General features: G+C 39.0%; 15 protein-coding genes and 1 other RNA gene. 7 read left to right on the top strand and 9 right to left on the bottom strand.

Translation table 11 applies throughout. From position 1 onward, the window contains the following. The first annotated feature begins 38 nt into the window (after nt 1–38). Both AC5NT5_RS11930 and AC5NT5_RS11925 read left to right on the top strand, forming a co-directional pair. Nucleotides 39–698: a GAF domain-containing protein gene (locus AC5NT5_RS11930; RefSeq protein ID WP_494514041.1), complete on the top strand. Its 660-nt coding sequence runs from the start codon at nt 39–41 to the stop codon at nt 696–698. An 80-nt stretch (nt 699–778) separates the two neighbouring features. Further along, nucleotides 779–1969: an amino acid aminotransferase gene (locus AC5NT5_RS11925; RefSeq protein WP_494514042.1), complete on the top strand. Its 1191-nt coding sequence runs from the start codon at nt 779–781 to the stop codon at nt 1967–1969. Between the two features lie 73 nt (nt 1970–2042). Here the strand turns inward: AC5NT5_RS11925 and AC5NT5_RS11920 are convergent, their stop codons facing one another. After that, nucleotides 2043–3245: an aromatic amino acid transport family protein gene (locus AC5NT5_RS11920; protein WP_494514043.1), complete on the bottom strand. Its 1203-nt coding sequence runs from the start codon at nt 3243–3245 to the stop codon at nt 2043–2045. A gap of 216 nt (nt 3246–3461) precedes the next feature. Between AC5NT5_RS11920 and AC5NT5_RS11915 the strand changes: the two genes are divergently transcribed. Beyond that, nucleotides 3462–4322: a DMT family transporter gene (locus tag AC5NT5_RS11915; protein WP_290174457.1), complete on the top strand. Its 861-nt coding sequence runs from the start codon at nt 3462–3464 to the stop codon at nt 4320–4322. 303 nt (nt 4323–4625) lie between these two features. On the opposite strand, the gene AC5NT5_RS11910 is transcribed toward AC5NT5_RS11915, so the two are convergent. After that, complete coding sequence (locus AC5NT5_RS11910) at nt 4626–5504, bottom strand: flagellar protein MotY (RefSeq protein WP_494514044.1); 879 nt, start codon at nt 5502–5504, stop codon at nt 4626–4628. Nucleotides 5505–5706: 202 nt separating this feature from the next. Here AC5NT5_RS11910 and rnt point away from each other — a divergent pair, with 202 nt between their 5' ends. Beyond that, a complete protein-coding gene (gene rnt, locus AC5NT5_RS11905; RefSeq protein ID WP_165744211.1) occupies nt 5707–6411 on the top strand; it encodes a ribonuclease T in 705 nt (234 codons plus the stop codon). On the opposite strand, the gene AC5NT5_RS11900 is transcribed toward rnt, so the two are convergent. Further along, a complete protein-coding gene (locus tag AC5NT5_RS11900; protein ID WP_039489206.1) occupies nt 6395–8020 on the bottom strand; it encodes a flagellar assembly protein A in 1626 nt (541 codons plus the stop codon). The genes rnt and AC5NT5_RS11900 overlap by 17 nt on opposite strands. A gap of 260 nt (nt 8021–8280) precedes the next feature. Between AC5NT5_RS11900 and ssrA the strand changes: the two genes are divergently transcribed. After that, nucleotides 8281–8637, top strand: a transfer-messenger RNA (tmRNA) gene (gene ssrA, locus AC5NT5_RS11895). Nucleotides 8638–8742: 105 nt separating this feature from the next. Here ssrA and AC5NT5_RS11890 read toward each other — a convergent pair. The 3 genes from AC5NT5_RS11890 to AC5NT5_RS11880 form a co-directional block, all read right to left on the bottom strand. After that, nucleotides 8743–9849: a hypothetical protein gene (locus tag AC5NT5_RS11890; RefSeq protein ID WP_494514045.1), complete on the bottom strand. Its 1107-nt coding sequence runs from the start codon at nt 9847–9849 to the stop codon at nt 8743–8745. A 156-nt stretch (nt 9850–10005) separates the two neighbouring features. Beyond that, on the bottom strand, nt 10006–10302 hold the full coding sequence (locus AC5NT5_RS11885) for a hypothetical protein (RefSeq protein WP_007581994.1): 297 nt from the start codon (nt 10300–10302) through the stop codon (nt 10006–10008). Nucleotides 10303–10337: 35 nt separating this feature from the next. After that, complete coding sequence (locus AC5NT5_RS11880) at nt 10338–11342, bottom strand: YHYH protein (RefSeq protein WP_494514046.1); 1005 nt, start codon at nt 11340–11342, stop codon at nt 10338–10340. A gap of 186 nt (nt 11343–11528) precedes the next feature. On the opposite strand from AC5NT5_RS11880, the gene AC5NT5_RS11875 reads away from it, so the two are divergent. Continuing rightward, on the top strand, nt 11529–12287 hold the full coding sequence (locus AC5NT5_RS11875) for a sulfite exporter TauE/SafE family protein (protein ID WP_494514047.1): 759 nt from the start codon (nt 11529–11531) through the stop codon (nt 12285–12287). Between the two features lie 178 nt (nt 12288–12465). Here AC5NT5_RS11875 and AC5NT5_RS11870 read toward each other — a convergent pair whose 3' ends face one another. The 3 genes from AC5NT5_RS11870 to mnmC all read right to left on the bottom strand — a co-directional run bounded on the left by AC5NT5_RS11870 (nt 12466) and on the right by mnmC (nt 15684). Continuing rightward, nucleotides 12466–13101 (bottom strand): SDR family oxidoreductase, encoded by a 636-nt coding sequence (locus tag AC5NT5_RS11870; RefSeq protein WP_494514048.1) that lies wholly within the window; start codon nt 13099–13101, stop codon nt 12466–12468. Between the two features lie 182 nt (nt 13102–13283). Continuing rightward, complete coding sequence (locus tag AC5NT5_RS11865) at nt 13284–13607, bottom strand: hypothetical protein (protein ID WP_494514049.1); 324 nt, start codon at nt 13605–13607, stop codon at nt 13284–13286. Nucleotides 13608–13674: 67 nt separating this feature from the next. Continuing rightward, nucleotides 13675–15684 carry a bifunctional tRNA (5-methylaminomethyl-2-thiouridine)(34)-methyltransferase MnmC2/FAD-dependent 5-carboxymethylaminomethyl-2-thiouridine(34) oxidoreductase MnmC1 gene (gene mnmC / locus AC5NT5_RS11860; RefSeq protein WP_494514050.1) on the bottom strand — a complete coding sequence of 670 codons (2010 nt, stop codon included), beginning with the start codon at nt 15682–15684 and terminating at the stop codon, nt 13675–13677. Between the two features lie 179 nt (nt 15685–15863). On the opposite strand from mnmC, the gene fabB reads away from it, so the two are divergent. Next, nucleotides 15864–17075 (top strand): beta-ketoacyl-ACP synthase I, encoded by a 1212-nt coding sequence (gene fabB / locus AC5NT5_RS11855; RefSeq protein ID WP_004335606.1) that lies wholly within the window; start codon nt 15864–15866, stop codon nt 17073–17075. Nucleotides 17076–17111 lie beyond the last annotated feature (36 nt).

Here is a 17111-nt window from a genome sequence, read left to right as displayed (position 1 = left end):
GCTATTATTCTCGAAACTTTAGATGTATGGATGGCCAAATGATTTCTTCTTACCTAAAAAAAGCACAACTAAGTGCTAATCCAGCTTTGATTTCAACAGAGCTTGAAAAGCTTGAGCTACATTTAGCAAACACAGCTTTGCCTGATGTATGTTGGGAGTATCAAATACCTGAGCTTGGCGAGGGCGGTGCGTGTAGTTTATTTGGTTACCTACAAGATGAGCCATTCAAATTAACTGATTATATTAAAAATGATGAGCAAACACAGTTTAAGCTGGCTAATTTACAAAGTATTGTAAGCTACATTGAGCAGCAAACGGGCGTTGATTGGTATGGTATTTATCAATCAACTAATACCCCTGAAGGTAATCAACTATTAAAATTGGCTTATCATGGAGCGCCTAGTCGTCCGTTGTTTCCTTTAACGCAAGCATTTGCAGCTGGCAGTAACAACGTACAGGTTGCGCTATCTCACAAGGGCCGCATTATTAATAACGTTGAGGCGTATTTATCACAAGGTGGTGAATACTACACATGCGATCCTAAAGTTAAATCAGAAACCTGCCTACCTTTATTTAATGCACAAAATGAATGTGTTGGTATTGTAGATGCTGAAGCTTTTAAAAATGATTTTTTTGATGAAAAGACACTTGCCGTTTTAATTGCATGTTGTATTAAAATTCCTCACTTTCTAGTGTAAATAACGCTAGTCAATATGATGTGCTTTTATGTTAAGCTTAGCTTAACAGCTAACCCCTAAATAACGATAAGAGATAGCCAATGTTCTCAGTATTAAAACCATTACCAACAGATCCTATTCTTGGCCTTATGGCGGCCTATAAACAAGATACAAACCCTAATAAAATTGATTTAGGTGTAGGTGTCTACAAAGATGAGCAAGGCAATACACCGGTTCTTAAAGCGGTTAAAAAAGCTGAAGCGTTTCGTCTTGAAAACGAAATGAGCAAATCTTACATTGGTTTAGCGGGTAATTTAGATTACTGCCAAAAAATGGAGCAGTTACTATTAGGTGAGCATCAAGTATTACTAGCTAACCGCGTACGTACTGCGCAAGCTCCTGGTGGTACGGGTGCACTTCGTGTTGCAGCTGAATTTATTAAGCGTTGTAATACAGACGCAACTGTTTGGGTAACTAACCCAACATGGGCTAACCATATTAGCTTGTTTGAAGCTGCAGGCTTAACAGTAAAAGAATACCCATATTACGATTACGAAAATAAAGATTTATTGTTTGATGAAATGATCAACACACTTAAACAAGTGCCTAAAGGTGATGTGGTTTTACTGCATGCATGTTGTCATAACCCAAGCGGTATGGATTTAAACGAAACACAGTGGAACACGGTTGCCGAACTGGCAAAAGAAGTTGGCTTTACACCACTTGTTGATATTGCGTACCAAGGCTTTGGTGCCTCACTTGAAGAAGATGCACGTGGCTTACGTATTTTAGCCGATGCAGTAGAAGAGCTAATTATTTGTTCTTCATGTTCTAAAAACTTTGGCTTATACCGCGAGCGTATTGGTGCATGTTCACTAATTGCAAAAGATAGCGCAACAGCAGATATTTCAAACTCTGTAATGCTAAGCGTTGTACGTAGTATTTACTCAATGCCGCCAGCGCATGGTGCTGATATTGTTAATACTATTTTAAGCAGTACAGAGCTTACACAATTATGGCACTCTGAGCTTGATGAAATGCGTAGCCGCATAAATGGCTTACGTAGCTTAATTAAAGAAAGCTTAGCAACTAAAGATATTGCGCAAGACTTCTCATTTATTGAACGCCAAAACGGTATGTTTTCTTTCTTAGGTATTAATAAAGAGCAAATTGCTCGCCTACAAAAAGAATATGGTATTTACATTGTAGGTTCTAGCCGCGTAAATGTTGCAGGTGTTAGCCAGTCAAATATTGAATACTTTTCAAATGCTGTAGCTGACGTTTGTAAATAAACGCAGTTAATATAAAAAAACTGCACATCTAATGATGTGCGGTTTTTTATTATCTAAATTAAAACAAAAAGCTTTAACCGATAGCAGGAATTAGCCCCGCCATTTGCATAAACTGCGCAGCAATAATCGTTATGCCACATATAGCTGCTATGCCAAGCCCAACATTCCCACTTTTAACTTTGTAGCCTGTTTTACTTGATGTTGTACGCTGTTTATAAACCATTGCTACAGGCAAAAATATTGCAAGTACGACAAGTGCTATTGCAGCGTAACCTAAAGCCATAATAAAGCCTTGAGGATAAAATAATGCAAAGCCAAGCGGCGGGATAAACGTAATTAAGGCCGTTTTAATTCGGTCCGTTTTATTGTCACCTTTTTTAAATGTATCAGCAAAAAAATCAAATAACCCTAAACTCACCCCTAAAAATGATGTCGCAAGTGCTAAATCAGCAAATAACTTAACGGCCGTTGCCACACTTGGGTTATGCGCAATACTTGCCACGCTTGATACAAAGCCACTAAGGCCTTGGCTGTTGAGTAAGTCAGCTTGGCTCATAATACCTTGGCTAAGTAGTTGCCAAAAAATATAAATGACTAAAGGCAGGGCGGCTCCAGCAATCATTACTTTGCGCAGTACTTTTATTTCTACACCAACATATTTAACAATAGAAGGAATAGAGCCATGAAAGCCAAACGAAGTAAATATAACCGGTATAGCCGAAAGGATTAATCCTTGCTTTACAGGCATCTCTAATAAGTGCTTACCTTGTACATAAGGGGTTAGCATGTAAAACAAACTAGCTAATACAATAATTTTTATTGTAAATAACACTCTGTTTAGTTTATCTACCTTGCTAGTGCCCAGCGTTACCACACTTGCAATAATAACAGCGAGGATCACAGAGCCAAACTGTGGGGCTATATTTACATCAAAGCCTATATTTATACGCGCTTGAAGTTGTGCACCACCACCTGCAATATAAGCAGCGCATAAAGCGTAAAATAAAAAAACCATCGAAAAATTCGCGATGTATTGTCCGCGCTTTCCAAGCCATAATTTAGCCAACGTATTTAACGTTGCATCGCGTGGTGCATATTGGTGTAGCTCTAGCATGAGTAGTGCGGTGTAGGTCATTAGTAACCAGCTAGCAATTATCAATGCAAGCGCGGTGCTAAACCCAAGCCCGGCAGATGCAATTGGCAGTGCCAACATACCTGCACCAATAGTTGTGCCTGCAACAATTAACATGCTTCCAGTTGTTTTATTTTTAAGCACTTAATTACCTTAATTATTATTAATATACATGCACGATATAACTAGTTACTCAAATCTCAAATAGTTTTGTAATAAAAGAGCTGTATTAAAATGTAACTTACAATTTACAACTGTATTTATTAAGGACTTGTATGCATTTAAAAGTATTAAAATAGGGTGGTGAGGGTATAATTTTATGTACGTTGGATTGCGTTATAAAACGCTAAGGATTGGCATGTGCCGGTAAAAGTATCGTATTTTTTAATGGTTCTTATATGGTCCACTACACCACTGGGTATAGTGTGGAGTAGTGAAACAGTATCGCCAACGCTTGCTGTATTAATGCGTATGCTGGTGGGGTTGTTTTTAGGTGGTTTAATTGTTGCCATAACAAACATTAGAGTACCTTGGAGCAAAAATGCGTGCTTACTTTATTTTTATTCGAGTATAGGTATTTTTGGCGGTATGTTACTGAGCTATATGGCAGCTAAAACAGTCCCTTCGGGTATTATTTCGCTTATGTTTGGCCTTGCACCTATTTTGTCAGGGTTGCTTGCTCAGCAATTACTAAATGAACCTAAATTTAGCCCGATTAAATTAGTGGCGTTAGCGTGCGCCCTAATCGGCTTATATTTTGTTAGTTATAACCAAGTACAAAACTCGCAAACTCAAGGGCTCGGGTTACTTTATGTGTTTATGGCTGTTTGCTTTTTTAGCTTAAGTGGTGTGATGATTAAGCGCGTACAAATTGCGATTCACCCTATGGCGACAACATTTGGTGCCTTAGTTTTTGTAACCCCACTCTTTTTTATTGCTTGGTGGTTATTAGATGGTCAGTTGCATATACAGAACTGGAGTGCAAAATCATTGTGGGCAATTGGTTATCTAGGTGTGTTTGGATCTTTAGTTGGGGCTTTGGCGTATTTTCATGTACTGCAAAACCTAAATGCGAGTACGGTATCACTTACTACGCTCATAACCCCTAGCTTTGCGTTAGGCTTAGGAGCTTGGCTAAACAATGAGCCATTAAGCCAAGAGCTAATCATTGGTGCGGTTATTATTTTAATTAGTCTGGGCCTGTTTATCTTTCAGGATTAAGATTTGTTCAACCTAGGGGCGATTTAATCGCGGCGCGAGGTTTGTAACCTAGTGGGCTAAGTAAAAACCGAGCAACAAAGAGTAAATTGCCCCTAGGCAGAACCCTTCGGGCAGCGCATGTTTGGCATTAATGCTACGTTATCGCCTATTTATGGGGAATAACCACACTACATAGGCTCTGCCTTGCCTAAATACCAAACGTACTGCTGCAAATTCAATCTCGAAAGACAAACAGGCCCTAGGTTTTTTCCAATTTGGTGATAAATTTTTAAAGCGAAAGAGAGTAAGCGCAAATTAGTTTTACTACATTTTCTCTATTTGAATAATTAAACGACGGTTTTTGTCTCGGCCTAAAATGTTATCGTTATTATCAACAAAGCGTTTTTCGCCTAAGCCGGTGGTTTGTACTTTTGCTTCATCGACACCCAAGCTCACCATATAATCTTTTATAGTTTTGGCGCGCTTGCGCGATAAATCTAAGTTATTCCAGCGGCCGCCATAACTATCGGTGTATGAGTCAATGCTAATGGACTCTATGCTTGCGTCATTTTTTAAATACTCAGCAATCTTATCAAGGCGTTGTTGCGAGGATTTAGTTAATTTACTGCTGTTAGATTGATAGTTCATTACAGTAAACGAAATATCTTCAAAGCTGTAAGGGAGTAGCTCATCGCGGCATTGTAAAAAAGCCCAGTAAGCTTGTTTAAAGTTTACACTCGATATACCTACGGCAATTTTATCGGCACTGTTTTGCCAGTCTTGATAATAAAAAGTAGGGTAGTAGCCTTTTTCAAGCTCGCTAAGCATCTCCCATGCGGTTTTATTGCCCAGCTCGCCATCAAACTTTTTGAGTAATTTCATATTTGCAATATCGCGAGCCGGTAAGCCTGCACGCCAAGACGGTGGCACGGCTTTTAAACCAGCAATTGCGTAGTTATCTGGGCGTACAACCATATCTAAATTAAACGTTAAGTTTTTATTTTTACTTGCTGAAGCTTTAAAAATAGCTTCCCCATAATAAGGAACTTCATGATTTAATTGGCATTGTAAGCGCGTTGTTTTAACGACTTCCCAGTTGGAGTTGTCTTGGGTTGCTATGTATTGGCGCATAGCAGCTTGCGAGTGAGTACTGCAAAGCACTGCACTTATACTAAGGCTAATAAATAACAACTTATACTTCATGGTGCTCTCCAGCTATCCGGGAATGCCAATAATTTGGCAAATTAACGACTGCAATGATTAGTTTGTTCTCTACGTAACTAACTTATAAGTTAAAGCAAGTTATGTGCCTACAATTTTAAAGCAATAAATACTTAAATCCCCTAGCCTAGGGGGCATCAATTTTGACATAATAGTCAGCTTACACGTATAAACAAAGAAGACTATGGCAAATACTGAGCAAACACCTTTCGCAAAACGCTTTCGTGGATTTTTTCCTGTTGTTATTGATGTTGAAACTGCAGGTTTTAACAAAGAGACAGATGCCTTGTTAGAAATAGCAGCTTCTGTTTTAAAAATGGATGACGAAGGACTGCTCAGCATAGATCATACTGTTCATTTTCATGTTCAGCCATTCGAAGGCGCTAATATTGAACAAGCAGCCATCGACTTTAACGGTATAGATCCGTTTTCACCATTACGTGGCGCAGTACCTGAAGACGAAGTAATTAAAGAAATATGTAAAGTAGTACGCAAAGCGCAAAAGGCCGCTGGGTGCCAACGCTCAGTTATTGTGGCGCATAATGCCGCATTCGATCATGGCTTTTTAAATGCAGCAATAGAGCGTAATAACATTAAGCGTACGCCATTTCATCCATTTGTAAGCTTTGATACAACATCTTTAGCGGGTTTAGCGTTAGGGCAGACTGTATTAGCAAAAGCATGTAGAGCGGCAGGTATCGAGTTTGATAACAGCCAAGCACACTCAGCGCTTTACGACACAGAACGTACAGCTGAGCTTTATTGTTTAATAGTAAATCGCTGGCAGCAATTAGGTGGTTGGCCATTAGCGCCAACCGACGATTGCGACGCTAATGCCGAAGTTGAAACTGAGACACAAAATAACGAAGAAACTAAAACGTCTGAGTAATTTTACCCTCAGTTAACTTAACTAGGTGGGGCGGGTAAATACGCGAAAATTGTTTAGAATCTTTCGCTATTTTAAGCTCCACACCAGGGTGCATTAATTCATTTACTTTTAAACGACTACTGGCAAGTAATTGCACTATTTTTTGCTTAATAAGTAGTTTTTGACGATGAATATGCGCAGAGCGTATTTTTATATGCTTTTCATTTTCAGTTATCTTATTCATGAATTGCTGACGCTGAGCAGCCCCCGCAATTTTACTCGCTTTTTCACGAGCCTGTTGTAAAGCGGTTACTTTAGTCGCAAGTACTTTTTCAAAATCGGTTATTTGTGTTTGCTTTTGGCGAAGCTCAAACCAGAGTTGTGCTAAAAATACGCGTGTTTTAGTACCGGCTGGCGCGCCTAGCTCACCCGTTTCAATGCGCATAGCATCTAAAATATTACCGCCAATAATTTTACCTCGCGGATCATTTGCTTTGCCTACACGTATTAATCGCCTAGCGCTTAAATCACAATGTAGAGCTTGGCGTTCAATAAATAAATCTTGTTCTGATTTAATATTGCAGTACTGAGCATAACCAATAGAAATAGTTCGTTGAGCGGTTATAGAGCATGTAAATGCTTCCTCGCCTTCACGTTTTCTACCAATTGCGCCAAGCATAATGGTTACCGCACTTTTACTTTCAACAGCTCCTGATTCTACAAAACCCAGTACCGTAATATCACCATTGGCTTTTACACGCATGCCGTCTTTAATATCGCCAGTAATAATTACGCTACCATCAAAATCAACGTGGCCTGTACTTACATCTACATTATCAAAGCATAAAACGTCATCTACACGCATACCTCGGGGTAGGGCAACGGGCACACCTTTGCAGTCGGCAATAAGCATATTAGGATTATTAGGATCTACTTTTGTACCTTCGAAAGGCTGGAGTTGGTGATCTGTACCTGGTTTTGCACTAATTGAATCGCCAAATACCGTATAGCCATCTTCTCCAGGGGTAGCGGCAATACGCTGCATTAAGGGAGTACCAGGTTTTACGGTGATAATAGCGCCAAGATTTTTCATATCAACCTTACCGCCTTCTTTAGCTTGTGGGCTAAGCACACGGTCTTGGGCTGTTGAGCATAAACGCACAAATTTAGCATCGCTGCCTTTTTTAGGATTACGCCCATGTGCAATTATGGCGCTATAAGAGCTTCCTGCTGGTTTTTCAAATTGCTGGCCTAAAAAGGTATCAAGCGCGCGTGGGCTTATTCCTTTTTTAACACCTGCATTAGCAAGCGCTTTTTGTGCACCTTCCATAGACAAAAGCGCACCACCTTTAGCGGTAGTTAATGTTGCTTCTGCGACCATGTTTTTTTCATCAATATTAATGACAAGCGACGCATCTACCGCTTTAGCAACGACAAGTGATACTTCCTGATAGTTTTTAGTTGGCGCAAAAAGCTTTCCAATATTGGCAATGACAGCTTCGTACTCACTAAACTCAGATTGTTCGAGCATTTGCGTAAGCTGAGTACTCGTAACAGGAAAGCCACTATCAATAGGGTGACTAACTAAAGAGACAAACCCTGTATTTTGATCAAATGAAAAAACCGACATTTATTAATTCCCTACTCTATGCCTGTTATTATTTTTTTTTACAACTAAAGGTTTAGAAATGACAAAAACCTTAACTCCTTATTTGAACACAGGTTAAACACATTGTTAAGCAAATGTTTAGATGGGCTTGCATAAACTAAATTTTGGTTACTTAATGCTCGGTTAGTGCACGCAATTAAAATAAAGCGTTACTAGGCCTTGAGTATCAGTACTTTACTCAGTTATACTGTTTGCACACTCTGGATTGAGTTACTAATTCAGGGGCTGATTAGGATTCGACGGAATTCAAGAAGCCCAAGGTGCATGTCGAGGTGCGGTTTGCCTCGTTAAACAGCCGCAACCTAAAGTAATCGCAAACGACGATAACTACTCTCTAGCAGCTTAGGCTGGCTAGCGCTCCTTCCATGTATTCTTGTGGACTGGATTTTGGAGTGTCACCCTAACACCTGATCGCGACGGAAACCCTGGCCGGGGTTGAAGCGTTAAAACTAAGCGGCCTCGCCTTTATTTACCGTGTTTGTCCGGGACTTAAAGGTTAATTAAATGACAATACTAAACATGTAGTACCGACGGTCGAGGCTTTTCGGACGGGGGTTCAAATCCCCCCAGCTCCACCAATAAAGGTTTTTGAACTCGTTATTCGAAAACCATAAGAAACCCGCAAATTTGTTAATCCAAATTTGCGGGTTTTTTTATGAAATTTATAAAGTAAAAAATAAAGTTTAAGAATGTCTTATAGCACGTAGCTTTATTTTTATTGCAATCACAAGCAGGCTAAATAATGACAGCATACTTATTAACAACGTTAGGTTAAGTATGGGGTTACTTGGCTCATAGGTAGCGACAGGAGAGTTATTTATAGTTTGCGAGTTTTGATATTGCCTAATATAGCTTTGGCTGATCCAATCTACCGCGTTTATCCATTGTACTTTGGCGGGGTCAGTATTGTTTAGCATCCCTATTGCGTGCTTATCGTTATCTAAGCTTTTTGAAAGTTGTATCAGTTGCTGCCAAAATTCATTTTTAGGGCCTAGGTCATCTATTTCTTGCAGGTGCTGTTGTAATTTATTGCCCCCCATCGCTTTTATATCAGCTTGTCCTGTACTTTGCGCGTAGCTATTTATTAGCGATGAAAAGCGACTAAAGTACTCATTACTTTTTTGCTGTGTAGGGTTAGCTGTTTGCTCGTTTGTTACTTTTTGTGTTGGTTTATTTAGGCTATTTTGATCAATCAAATATTGTTTATAGTTTTGGTAACTTAAGCTGTTTGTAGTTGTGTTATTTGTGGTTCCATTATTTAGAGTGCCAAAGTTATTTTTAAGTGCATTAACACTGATCACTACGCCTACTAAGGTAATAATACAAAGTGCGCAATAGCAAAAGTACAATGCGCTTTTTAAAGTGTTACGCAGTAGTTTATATTTATTATAACTTTGCTTAATAGCTGCAGCTGTATTTGGGGCTTCGTCTGTATCTAGGCGTTCGTTTTGTATTGAGATATTTTTGCCGTTAGTGCTTTCACTAATGTGTTTATCTGTATTTTTACTGTGCTCAGTGAGTGCTATTTGATTATTTTGAGACTGAGAGCTTACAGTAGAGAGTTGAGGTTCTACTTTAGTAATCAAACCTAGCTTTTTTAGTGAGGATTCTGTTTTAACAGCATCAATACTCGATAAGTCTTTTTTTAAAGCGTAAGCTTTTCCATCAAATAACTGAACAACTATATTATGAGGAATATTAAGAAGTTGGCTAAGTTTTTCTTGGGCAGAGGTAATGTCAGTATTTTGATATAACTGACCATTAAAAACAATTTTAAATGTGGCGCTCACGTTAGTACCTTGCTTGTGTAATTCCATTTTTGGAATTTTATTTTTATTATTTGATACACAAAGTTAACTTAACAGATAAAGGATATGCTTTCTAATGATTTGCGATTAAAAAAGCCTTAACAAACAGCGTTAAGGCTTTGGCGTGTAGCTGTTACTTTATCGTTTAGCGAGTGATTTTACAGATTGCTTTTGATCACTTGCTGGTTGGGTTGCTTTGTCTATTAATGTTTCAAGTGGTTTATTTCGAACGCACATAAGTACTTTGTTCATTGCTTGGCATGTGCCTGTCGCTTTTTTATCATGGCTTGTGTAGCTGCAATCTTCATTAATGGCTTTTGCTTCACATGCTTCCCAAGGCGCATTTGAGCCGTGGCCTGCATGACTTAGCGCTGAGCATGAGGCAGCAAGTAAAAAGCCAGTGGTTAGTGCTTTTATCACGTTAAATATTTTCATTAGTATCTCAGTTAATTATTTGGCCAGAATGCGAGTTATCTTGCGGTAGCACCTTTAAAACAACCAATAAACATGTTTTCAGATACATCGGCTGCATGGTAGTGGTATCCGCGTGTATCGTCGGTGTGGCCTCTACATTCGTCTAAATCAGTGGGTTCTAATCCATCTTCGTTAAACATGCCAAATATACCAAATCCATCGAGTGCATAACCCATCATGGCGGCATGACCGTCTGATTGAATTTGTGTTTGGCTACAGCCTGCTTCACCGTGATAGTGATAACCTGCTACTAAGTTAATATGGCCAGCGCAATCATCAAAGGCTGCAATAGTGTATGCGCCTAAAATAGCCTCAACAGGGGCTGGTGCAGCAAGTACAACACCATTGAGAGCAACACCTACATTAGCATTACCAATACTGCTGTTTTGAGTGGTTGCAACGGGCGTTATTGGTATTAAAAATGATTCTGATATACCGCCATCAACATAATCAATAGAGCATTCTACGCAGTGGTTTTGGTATTGTTCTTCTACGTTTGGACGTGCAGCGCCATCACACGATTCTTGTGTGTCTGTTACATTTACAAGGCCTGTACCTTCGTCGTATAGCTGCCAATGACTATCGTTATATAATGTAGGAAGATTTAAAATAAAGTCACCAGTTATATCATAAACCTCACCGGTGCCATCAAACCAAATACCGGCTTCGTCTGCTGTTGAGGTGATATTTCTAGGGCAAAATACACCAATCTCGTAATTTGAAGGTGCACCTGCAATATCAATTTTGTAGCATGAAGCTTCATCGCCATTACTTAGCGTACATGTTTGAGTGGTAATTGATGAAATGAGCGCATCGTTTTCAAAGTTAAAAGGGTCAACTTCTACAATGAAATCGGTTGAAGTATCTGTTGTAGTGCCCTCATCGGTGGTTGTTTCAGTTACGACGGTACTTTCAGCATCGCTACCGTTACAGGCGGCTAAACTCAGTGCAAGTATACACACTGCAAGCGGTGCTAAAATTGGTGCGTTAAGTTTTCTCATCAGAAATATCCGGTAATGAAGTTGAATGTATAATATTTGTTAAATGTGCAAACAAAGTGCAAAAACAACGCAACATAATACATTGCCTGAAATAGAGGCTTATAACGCTTGCTATAAGTGTATGTTGTACCTTTTATTGTTTAAAATACTGCGACTTTAAAGTACCTAAATAGGCAGTGGAGTTTTATGGACTTTTTACTTCCCGACAGTATGTCTTTATTTTTGTTTTTATTAATGATGATCACCGCTGGCTTTACTTCTTTTATATCTGCTGCATTTGGTGCGGGTGGCGGATTAATGCTGCTTGTTGTTATGGCGTCGTTTATGCCTATGGCAGTTGTTGTGCCTGTACATGGTTTAGTACAGCTTGGCTCTAATGCAAATAGGTTATTACTCAGCTTTAAGCATATTGATAAAAGCATGTTTGTATATTTTGCGTTAGGCGGCTTAGTAGGGGCGGGGTTATCAAGTTTTGTTATTAATGATATATCGCTTGATGCTATGAAGTTAGTGGTCGCTATTTTTGTTATTTATTTACTGTGGGGTAAAACACCGCCAGTAAAATTAACCTCTAAGTTATGGCGTATGGTCGCCGGTGGCATAACGACTTTTGTTTCTATGTTTGTGGGAGCGAGCGGGCCATTAGTTGGTAGCTGTTTATATATAAATAATTACGAAAAGTTAAAATTTACGGCAACGTTTTCGAGCATTATGAGTGTGCAGCATTTATTAAAAGCGGTAATTTATGGTGCTGTTGGCTTTAGTTTTTGGCAATGGATGCCGCTTGTAATTGCTATGGTAATAAGTGGTGCTGTAGGTACTTGGTTTGGAATTAAATTACTTAAAAGTATGTCTGGGGATAAATTTAAGCGTATTTTTAGAGTCGTTTTAACGTTATTAACGCTACAACTCGGTTGGCAAGGTATTAAAATATTACTCCACTAATTTACTTAGTGGAGTAAATTTAATTTTATTAAACATAAATCACTTAAGCGAATTAAACAATTCATTGCGCCAAAAAGTTACTGATATAGAGCGACTACACTGTAATTTTTTGGCTTATCGATGAACTATACTAACCTGCAATAATTGTTTATACGTTTAATTAAATTGGTATTAAAGCTTATTTAACAGCGGCTTTAATTGGTTTGTCGCCATCAAATAACTCAAAAATGCGGTTACTAATAAATGAGTTAGTCGCAATATGTAATAATGCATTGGCTACGTTTTCGCGGCTAATTTTAGCCTCAGAACGATCACTTGGTCGCTGCGTCGTTACTTGCATTGAAGCGCTATCATCAGTCAGTGTACCAGGGCGAACAATGGTGTAATTTAAACCACTATTGATTAAGTGCTCGTCAGCCATGTGCTTGGCAACTAAGTAAGGTTTTAAATCACCTTGAATCGAATCTGGGTCGTCTGCACCGATTGAGCTGACCATAATAAAGTGTTTAACGCCATGCTCTTTTGCAAAGGTAGCTGCTTTAGTTGCAGCCCATAAATCAATAAGTACAGTTTTATCATCGCCCGTACTTCCGCCAGAACCTGCAGCAAAAATCACTTGGTCACAGCCTTTTACTGCTTCGCCAAAATCGCCTTCAAGATCTTGCTCAACAATAGTTAAAAAAGAGCTGTTTACATCACTTAGCTTATTTTTGTCGCGCACTAATGCCACAACATTTTGCTCATTTTTTAAAAGTAGCTCAGTTGCCATTTTACCTATTTGTCCGCTTGCGCCAATAATTAGGGTCTTACTCATAATTAACTCCTTCCAATAAATAGTAAAAGTAATGTGCTTACAAACAGACCTTGGGGTAGGGGATGATTTTTAAAGGGTAAAAAAGAGTTTAAATGAGCTAATTTCAAAAAATACTTTAATTAAAATTCAATACTTAACTGAGCATTAAAATTAGCTGCTTTTGGCGTGTTTTTTAGAACTTTTTATTCAACCATTATACTCACTTCGGTCACATAACTACGGCGATATAAACTAATACGAACCTTATGTTCTTGGTAATTATAAAACAAAGTGCGATATGTATTATTGCCGCTTGTTTTTAACGGCTCTCCTAATTTTTGCTGATAAAAGCGAGCGATATCAGAAATTGAATCTGTTAAATAACCAGTGCGAACCATTGGGTATTCGCTTGCTACATCCATTGTTGTAACAAACTCTTCAGGAAGTGGGATTTCAGTGACGTTTTGGCTAAGTACATTAAACGATAGAGTGCATAGCAGTATTATTAAAAATGCTAAAGTTTTCATTAAAGTCCTTTAAATAATAAATTCCATTTATTGGTACTCATTTTACCTCAATAAGCACCTTTGTCATTTAAATTTTATTACGAATTAAATCTCGTACTATAAACCGAGCAGGGTGAATAGCTTGGCTTACACGTTCGCTTAATGGGCGAGGCTCGTTATTTAAACAACTTACGAGATGTTCTGCACTTAGCGGTGCGCTACATAAAGCGCGTGCGCCAAAGCCGGTAAAAATATGTAGGCCTTGTTGTGGCTTATTAAGTTGCTCATATTGATAGCGTTTACCTAAACGTAGGTTAGCAAAAGCCATAGTGTAATCACTTTGTTCGCACCATTGCCCTGCCATTGGTAGGTGATCTATAAATGTGCATCGTACAGCTGCTTTTGCCGAGGTAATATTGCCAAGGGATGAGGCAAATTCACTTTGCTGATAAAAGCTAAGTAGTTGCTCTTGGTTTAACTGGTTGTCGAGCGCTGTAACTTGACGGCTTTTGGTGTTTTTTTCAAACGTGGCTCCCATACAGTGATGATCTAAATAGGCTGGGGTAAAATACCCTTTATGGCATAGCACTGTTTTAAGTTTGCGTGATTGCTCACTTGCCTCAATATGTGAAACTTGCCCGCGTACGCCTACTATTGGTAGCGCTTTTGTTTGCTCAAATGCATCACTGTGCTCGCCCGCACAAATAATTACATCACTAAAAGGACCTAACTGCTCATCATTCGTTAATAAAAACCAACCGCTATCAGTTTTTTTAAGCTGTTTTATATTGCAGTTAAATACGCTTTTAAATGGGGTTATGCTATTTGCAGCGCTTAACATGGCGTTTACTAATTGCGGAGGGTTAACCCAGCCGCCTTGCTCAAAAAACACGCCCGAATAACCTGTTTCTACGCCGGCTATTTCGTCGCCTTGCTCTGCGGTTACGTTGTGCATTAGCTGGGTTGGCCACAGTTGTTTTTGTGCTAAGTTTTCATGTTTATCGGCCAGAGGTTTTTTTACTGCGTGTTGTAATACGCCGCACCAATCGTAATCAAAATTAAAACCACTGCTAAGTAAGTTGTTATATAGGCGCTTTGCGTATAAAAAGCTATGTGCAAACAATTCGCTGTGCGGTGAATTTTTAGCTTGTAGGTGAGGGTAGATAGCGCCTTGCACATTGTGCGATGCCCCCATAGCTGGTTTTTCATCTTGGCAGAATAATTGGCTTGCTATGCCTCGTTTAGCCAAACTATATAAAATGCAGCTACTGGCTATACCGCCGCCAATGACCGCTACATTTTTTAAAGCGCTGCTATCTTGATGAAAATATGCAGGAGCTGATTGAGCATCATTTACGCACTCTAGCTGGCCAACAAGCATATCTCTTTTTTGGCCAAAGCCTTTGGCTTTTTTAGTATTAAAGCCTGCATCAATTAATCCACGGCGAACAAAACCTGCTGAAGTAAATGTTGATAAGGTTGCACTTGCCCTTGATATATTGACCATAGAATTAAATAAACTTTGCTGCCACATTTCGGGGTTTTTACTTGGCGCAAAACCATCTAAATACCAAGCGTCAACAATTCCCGTTTGCGGATAGCTCATAGCTTGTATTGATTCAAGTGCATCTCCAAAGTATAAATCGAGAACAACAAGTCCATTGTCAAATTCGAGTCTGTGGCATCCTTCTAAATTAATTGGGTATTGTTTAGATAATTTGTTACTAAAGGCGCTTAATGATGGCCATGCCTGTAGTGCTTTGTTTAAATCGTCTATGTGCAGTGGATATTTTTCAAATGAAATAAAGTGTAAGCGTTTAACACCATTATCTAATTGATTTTGAACTTGTTGACATGCAAGGTGGTCAGTAAAGCGTTGCCATGTATTTAAAAAGTTTAAACCTGTACCAAAGCCGGTTTCGGCAATAACAAAATGTGGCTGGTCATGATTTTGTAATCGTACATCTATATTATTTTGCTCATAATACACATAATGCGATTCAGCTAAGCCATCGTCATTAGAAAAATAAATATCACCGAAGTCATTAGCGAAAGGTGTACCTAAATTATTAAAGTGTATATGTGCATTTTTGATCATGATTTTTTAATTTTATAGATATATTTTTTAATTATTTTACGGGTTTTCTTTGAAATAGTCTGGCGTTATTTATAAGCTAGCAGTTCAGAGTACAAGTGTACGCTAGAAAGCTGACCACTTAGGTGATTAAATTCGCGTAAAATAGAATGCAATTAAGTATTAAGCTAAGGGAATTACCCATGAGAAGAGCTGTAATTACAGGTATCGGTGTTGTATCAAGTATAGGTAACAACAAAGAAGAAGTATTAGAATCGTTAAAAACGGGCAAAAGCGGCATCGCTTTTAATCAAGAATTTGCCGATTATAAGTTACGTAGTAACGTATCGGGTAAAATTGATATTGACGTTAAAGCACACGTTGACCGCAAAGCAATGCGCTTTATGGGAGATGCTGCTGCTTACTCTTATATTTCAATGACGCAAGCAATTGAAGACTCAGGTTTGTCTGACGACCAAGTATCAAATGAGCGCACGGGTATTATTGTTGGCTCTGGCGGTGGTTCGTCTAAATGGCAAGTAGAAGCTGCTGATATTTTACGTGAAAAAGGCGTAAAACGTGTAGGGCCTTATATGGTGCCACGCACTATGGCGAGCACTACATCTGCTTGTTTAGCAACACCATTTAAAATTAAAGGTGTTAACTATTCAATTAGCTCTGCATGTGCAACATCTGCGCATTGTATTGGTAATGCAGTAGAGCAAATCCAGCTTGGCAAGCAAGACGTTGTGTTTGCTGGTGGTGGTGAAGAGCTACACTGGACATTGGCAATGGAATTTGACGCTATGGGCGCACTTTCTACTAAATACAATGAAACACCTGAAAAAGCGTCTCGTACATACGATGCAAATCGCGATGGTTTTGTTATTTCTGGCGGCGGCGGTATTGTTGTAGTTGAAGAACTTGAACATGCACTTGCACGTGGCGCGCACATTTACGCTGAAATTGTTGGTTACGGTGCAACATCAGATGGCTACGACATGGTTGCTCCTTCTGGCGAAGGTGCAGCACGTTGTATGCGCCAAGCTATGCAAGATGTAGATAGTATTGATTACCTAAACACGCACGGCACATCAACGCCTGTAGGCGATGTTAAAGAGTTAGGTGCGATACAAGAAGTGTTTGGTGGTAAATCACCAATGATCAGTGCAACTAAAGCAATGACGGGTCATGCCCTAGGTGCTGCAGGTGTTCACGAAGCTATTTTCTCATTATTAATGCTAGAGCACAGCTTTGTAGCACCTTCAATTAATATTGATGAGCTAGATGAGCAAGCGACAGGTTTAGATATTATTACTGAGCGTCGTGATGTTGAGTTAAATACTGTAATGTCTAATAGCTTTGGCTTTGGTGGCACAAACGCGACTTTAGTTATGAGTAAGTACAAAGGTTAATTTGAGCTTATAAGCTGTATTAGTTCAGACAAGATC

It is taken from the genome of Pseudoalteromonas sp. J2K-J599 (genome assembly GCF_059295115.2).
The sequence above is the reverse complement of the archived record's forward strand: the minus strand, read 5'-3'. Positions and strand labels throughout refer to the sequence as shown.

What these genes read in the sequence shown, in the direction of transcription:
- fabB (WP_004335606.1), top strand. Translation starts at nt 15,864, where the DNA reads ATGAGAAGAGCTGTAATTACAGGTATCGGTGTTGTATCAAGTATAGGT.
- AC5NT5_RS11885 (WP_007581994.1), bottom strand. Translation starts at nt 10,302, where the DNA reads ATGAAAATATTTAACGTGATAAAAGCACTAACCACTGGCTTTTTACTT.
- AC5NT5_RS11865 (WP_494514049.1), bottom strand. Translation starts at nt 13,607, where the DNA reads ATGAAAACTTTAGCATTTTTAATAATACTGCTATGCACTCTATCGTTT.
- AC5NT5_RS11930 (WP_494514041.1), top strand. Translation starts at nt 39, where the DNA reads ATGATTTCTTCTTACCTAAAAAAAGCACAACTAAGTGCTAATCCAGCT.
- AC5NT5_RS11925 (WP_494514042.1), top strand. Translation starts at nt 779, where the DNA reads ATGTTCTCAGTATTAAAACCATTACCAACAGATCCTATTCTTGGCCTT.
- AC5NT5_RS11875 (WP_494514047.1), top strand. Translation starts at nt 11,529, where the DNA reads ATGGACTTTTTACTTCCCGACAGTATGTCTTTATTTTTGTTTTTATTA.
- AC5NT5_RS11880 (WP_494514046.1), bottom strand. Translation starts at nt 11,342, where the DNA reads ATGAGAAAACTTAACGCACCAATTTTAGCACCGCTTGCAGTGTGTATA.
- AC5NT5_RS11870 (WP_494514048.1), bottom strand. Translation starts at nt 13,101, where the DNA reads ATGAGTAAGACCCTAATTATTGGCGCAAGCGGACAAATAGGTAAAATG.
- mnmC (WP_494514050.1), bottom strand. Translation starts at nt 15,684, where the DNA reads ATGATCAAAAATGCACATATACACTTTAATAATTTAGGTACACCTTTC.
- AC5NT5_RS11900 (WP_039489206.1), bottom strand. Translation starts at nt 8,020, where the DNA reads ATGTCGGTTTTTTCATTTGATCAAAATACAGGGTTTGTCTCTTTAGTT.
- rnt (WP_165744211.1), top strand. Translation starts at nt 5,707, where the DNA reads ATGGCAAATACTGAGCAAACACCTTTCGCAAAACGCTTTCGTGGATTT.
- AC5NT5_RS11910 (WP_494514044.1), bottom strand. Translation starts at nt 5,504, where the DNA reads ATGAAGTATAAGTTGTTATTTATTAGCCTTAGTATAAGTGCAGTGCTT.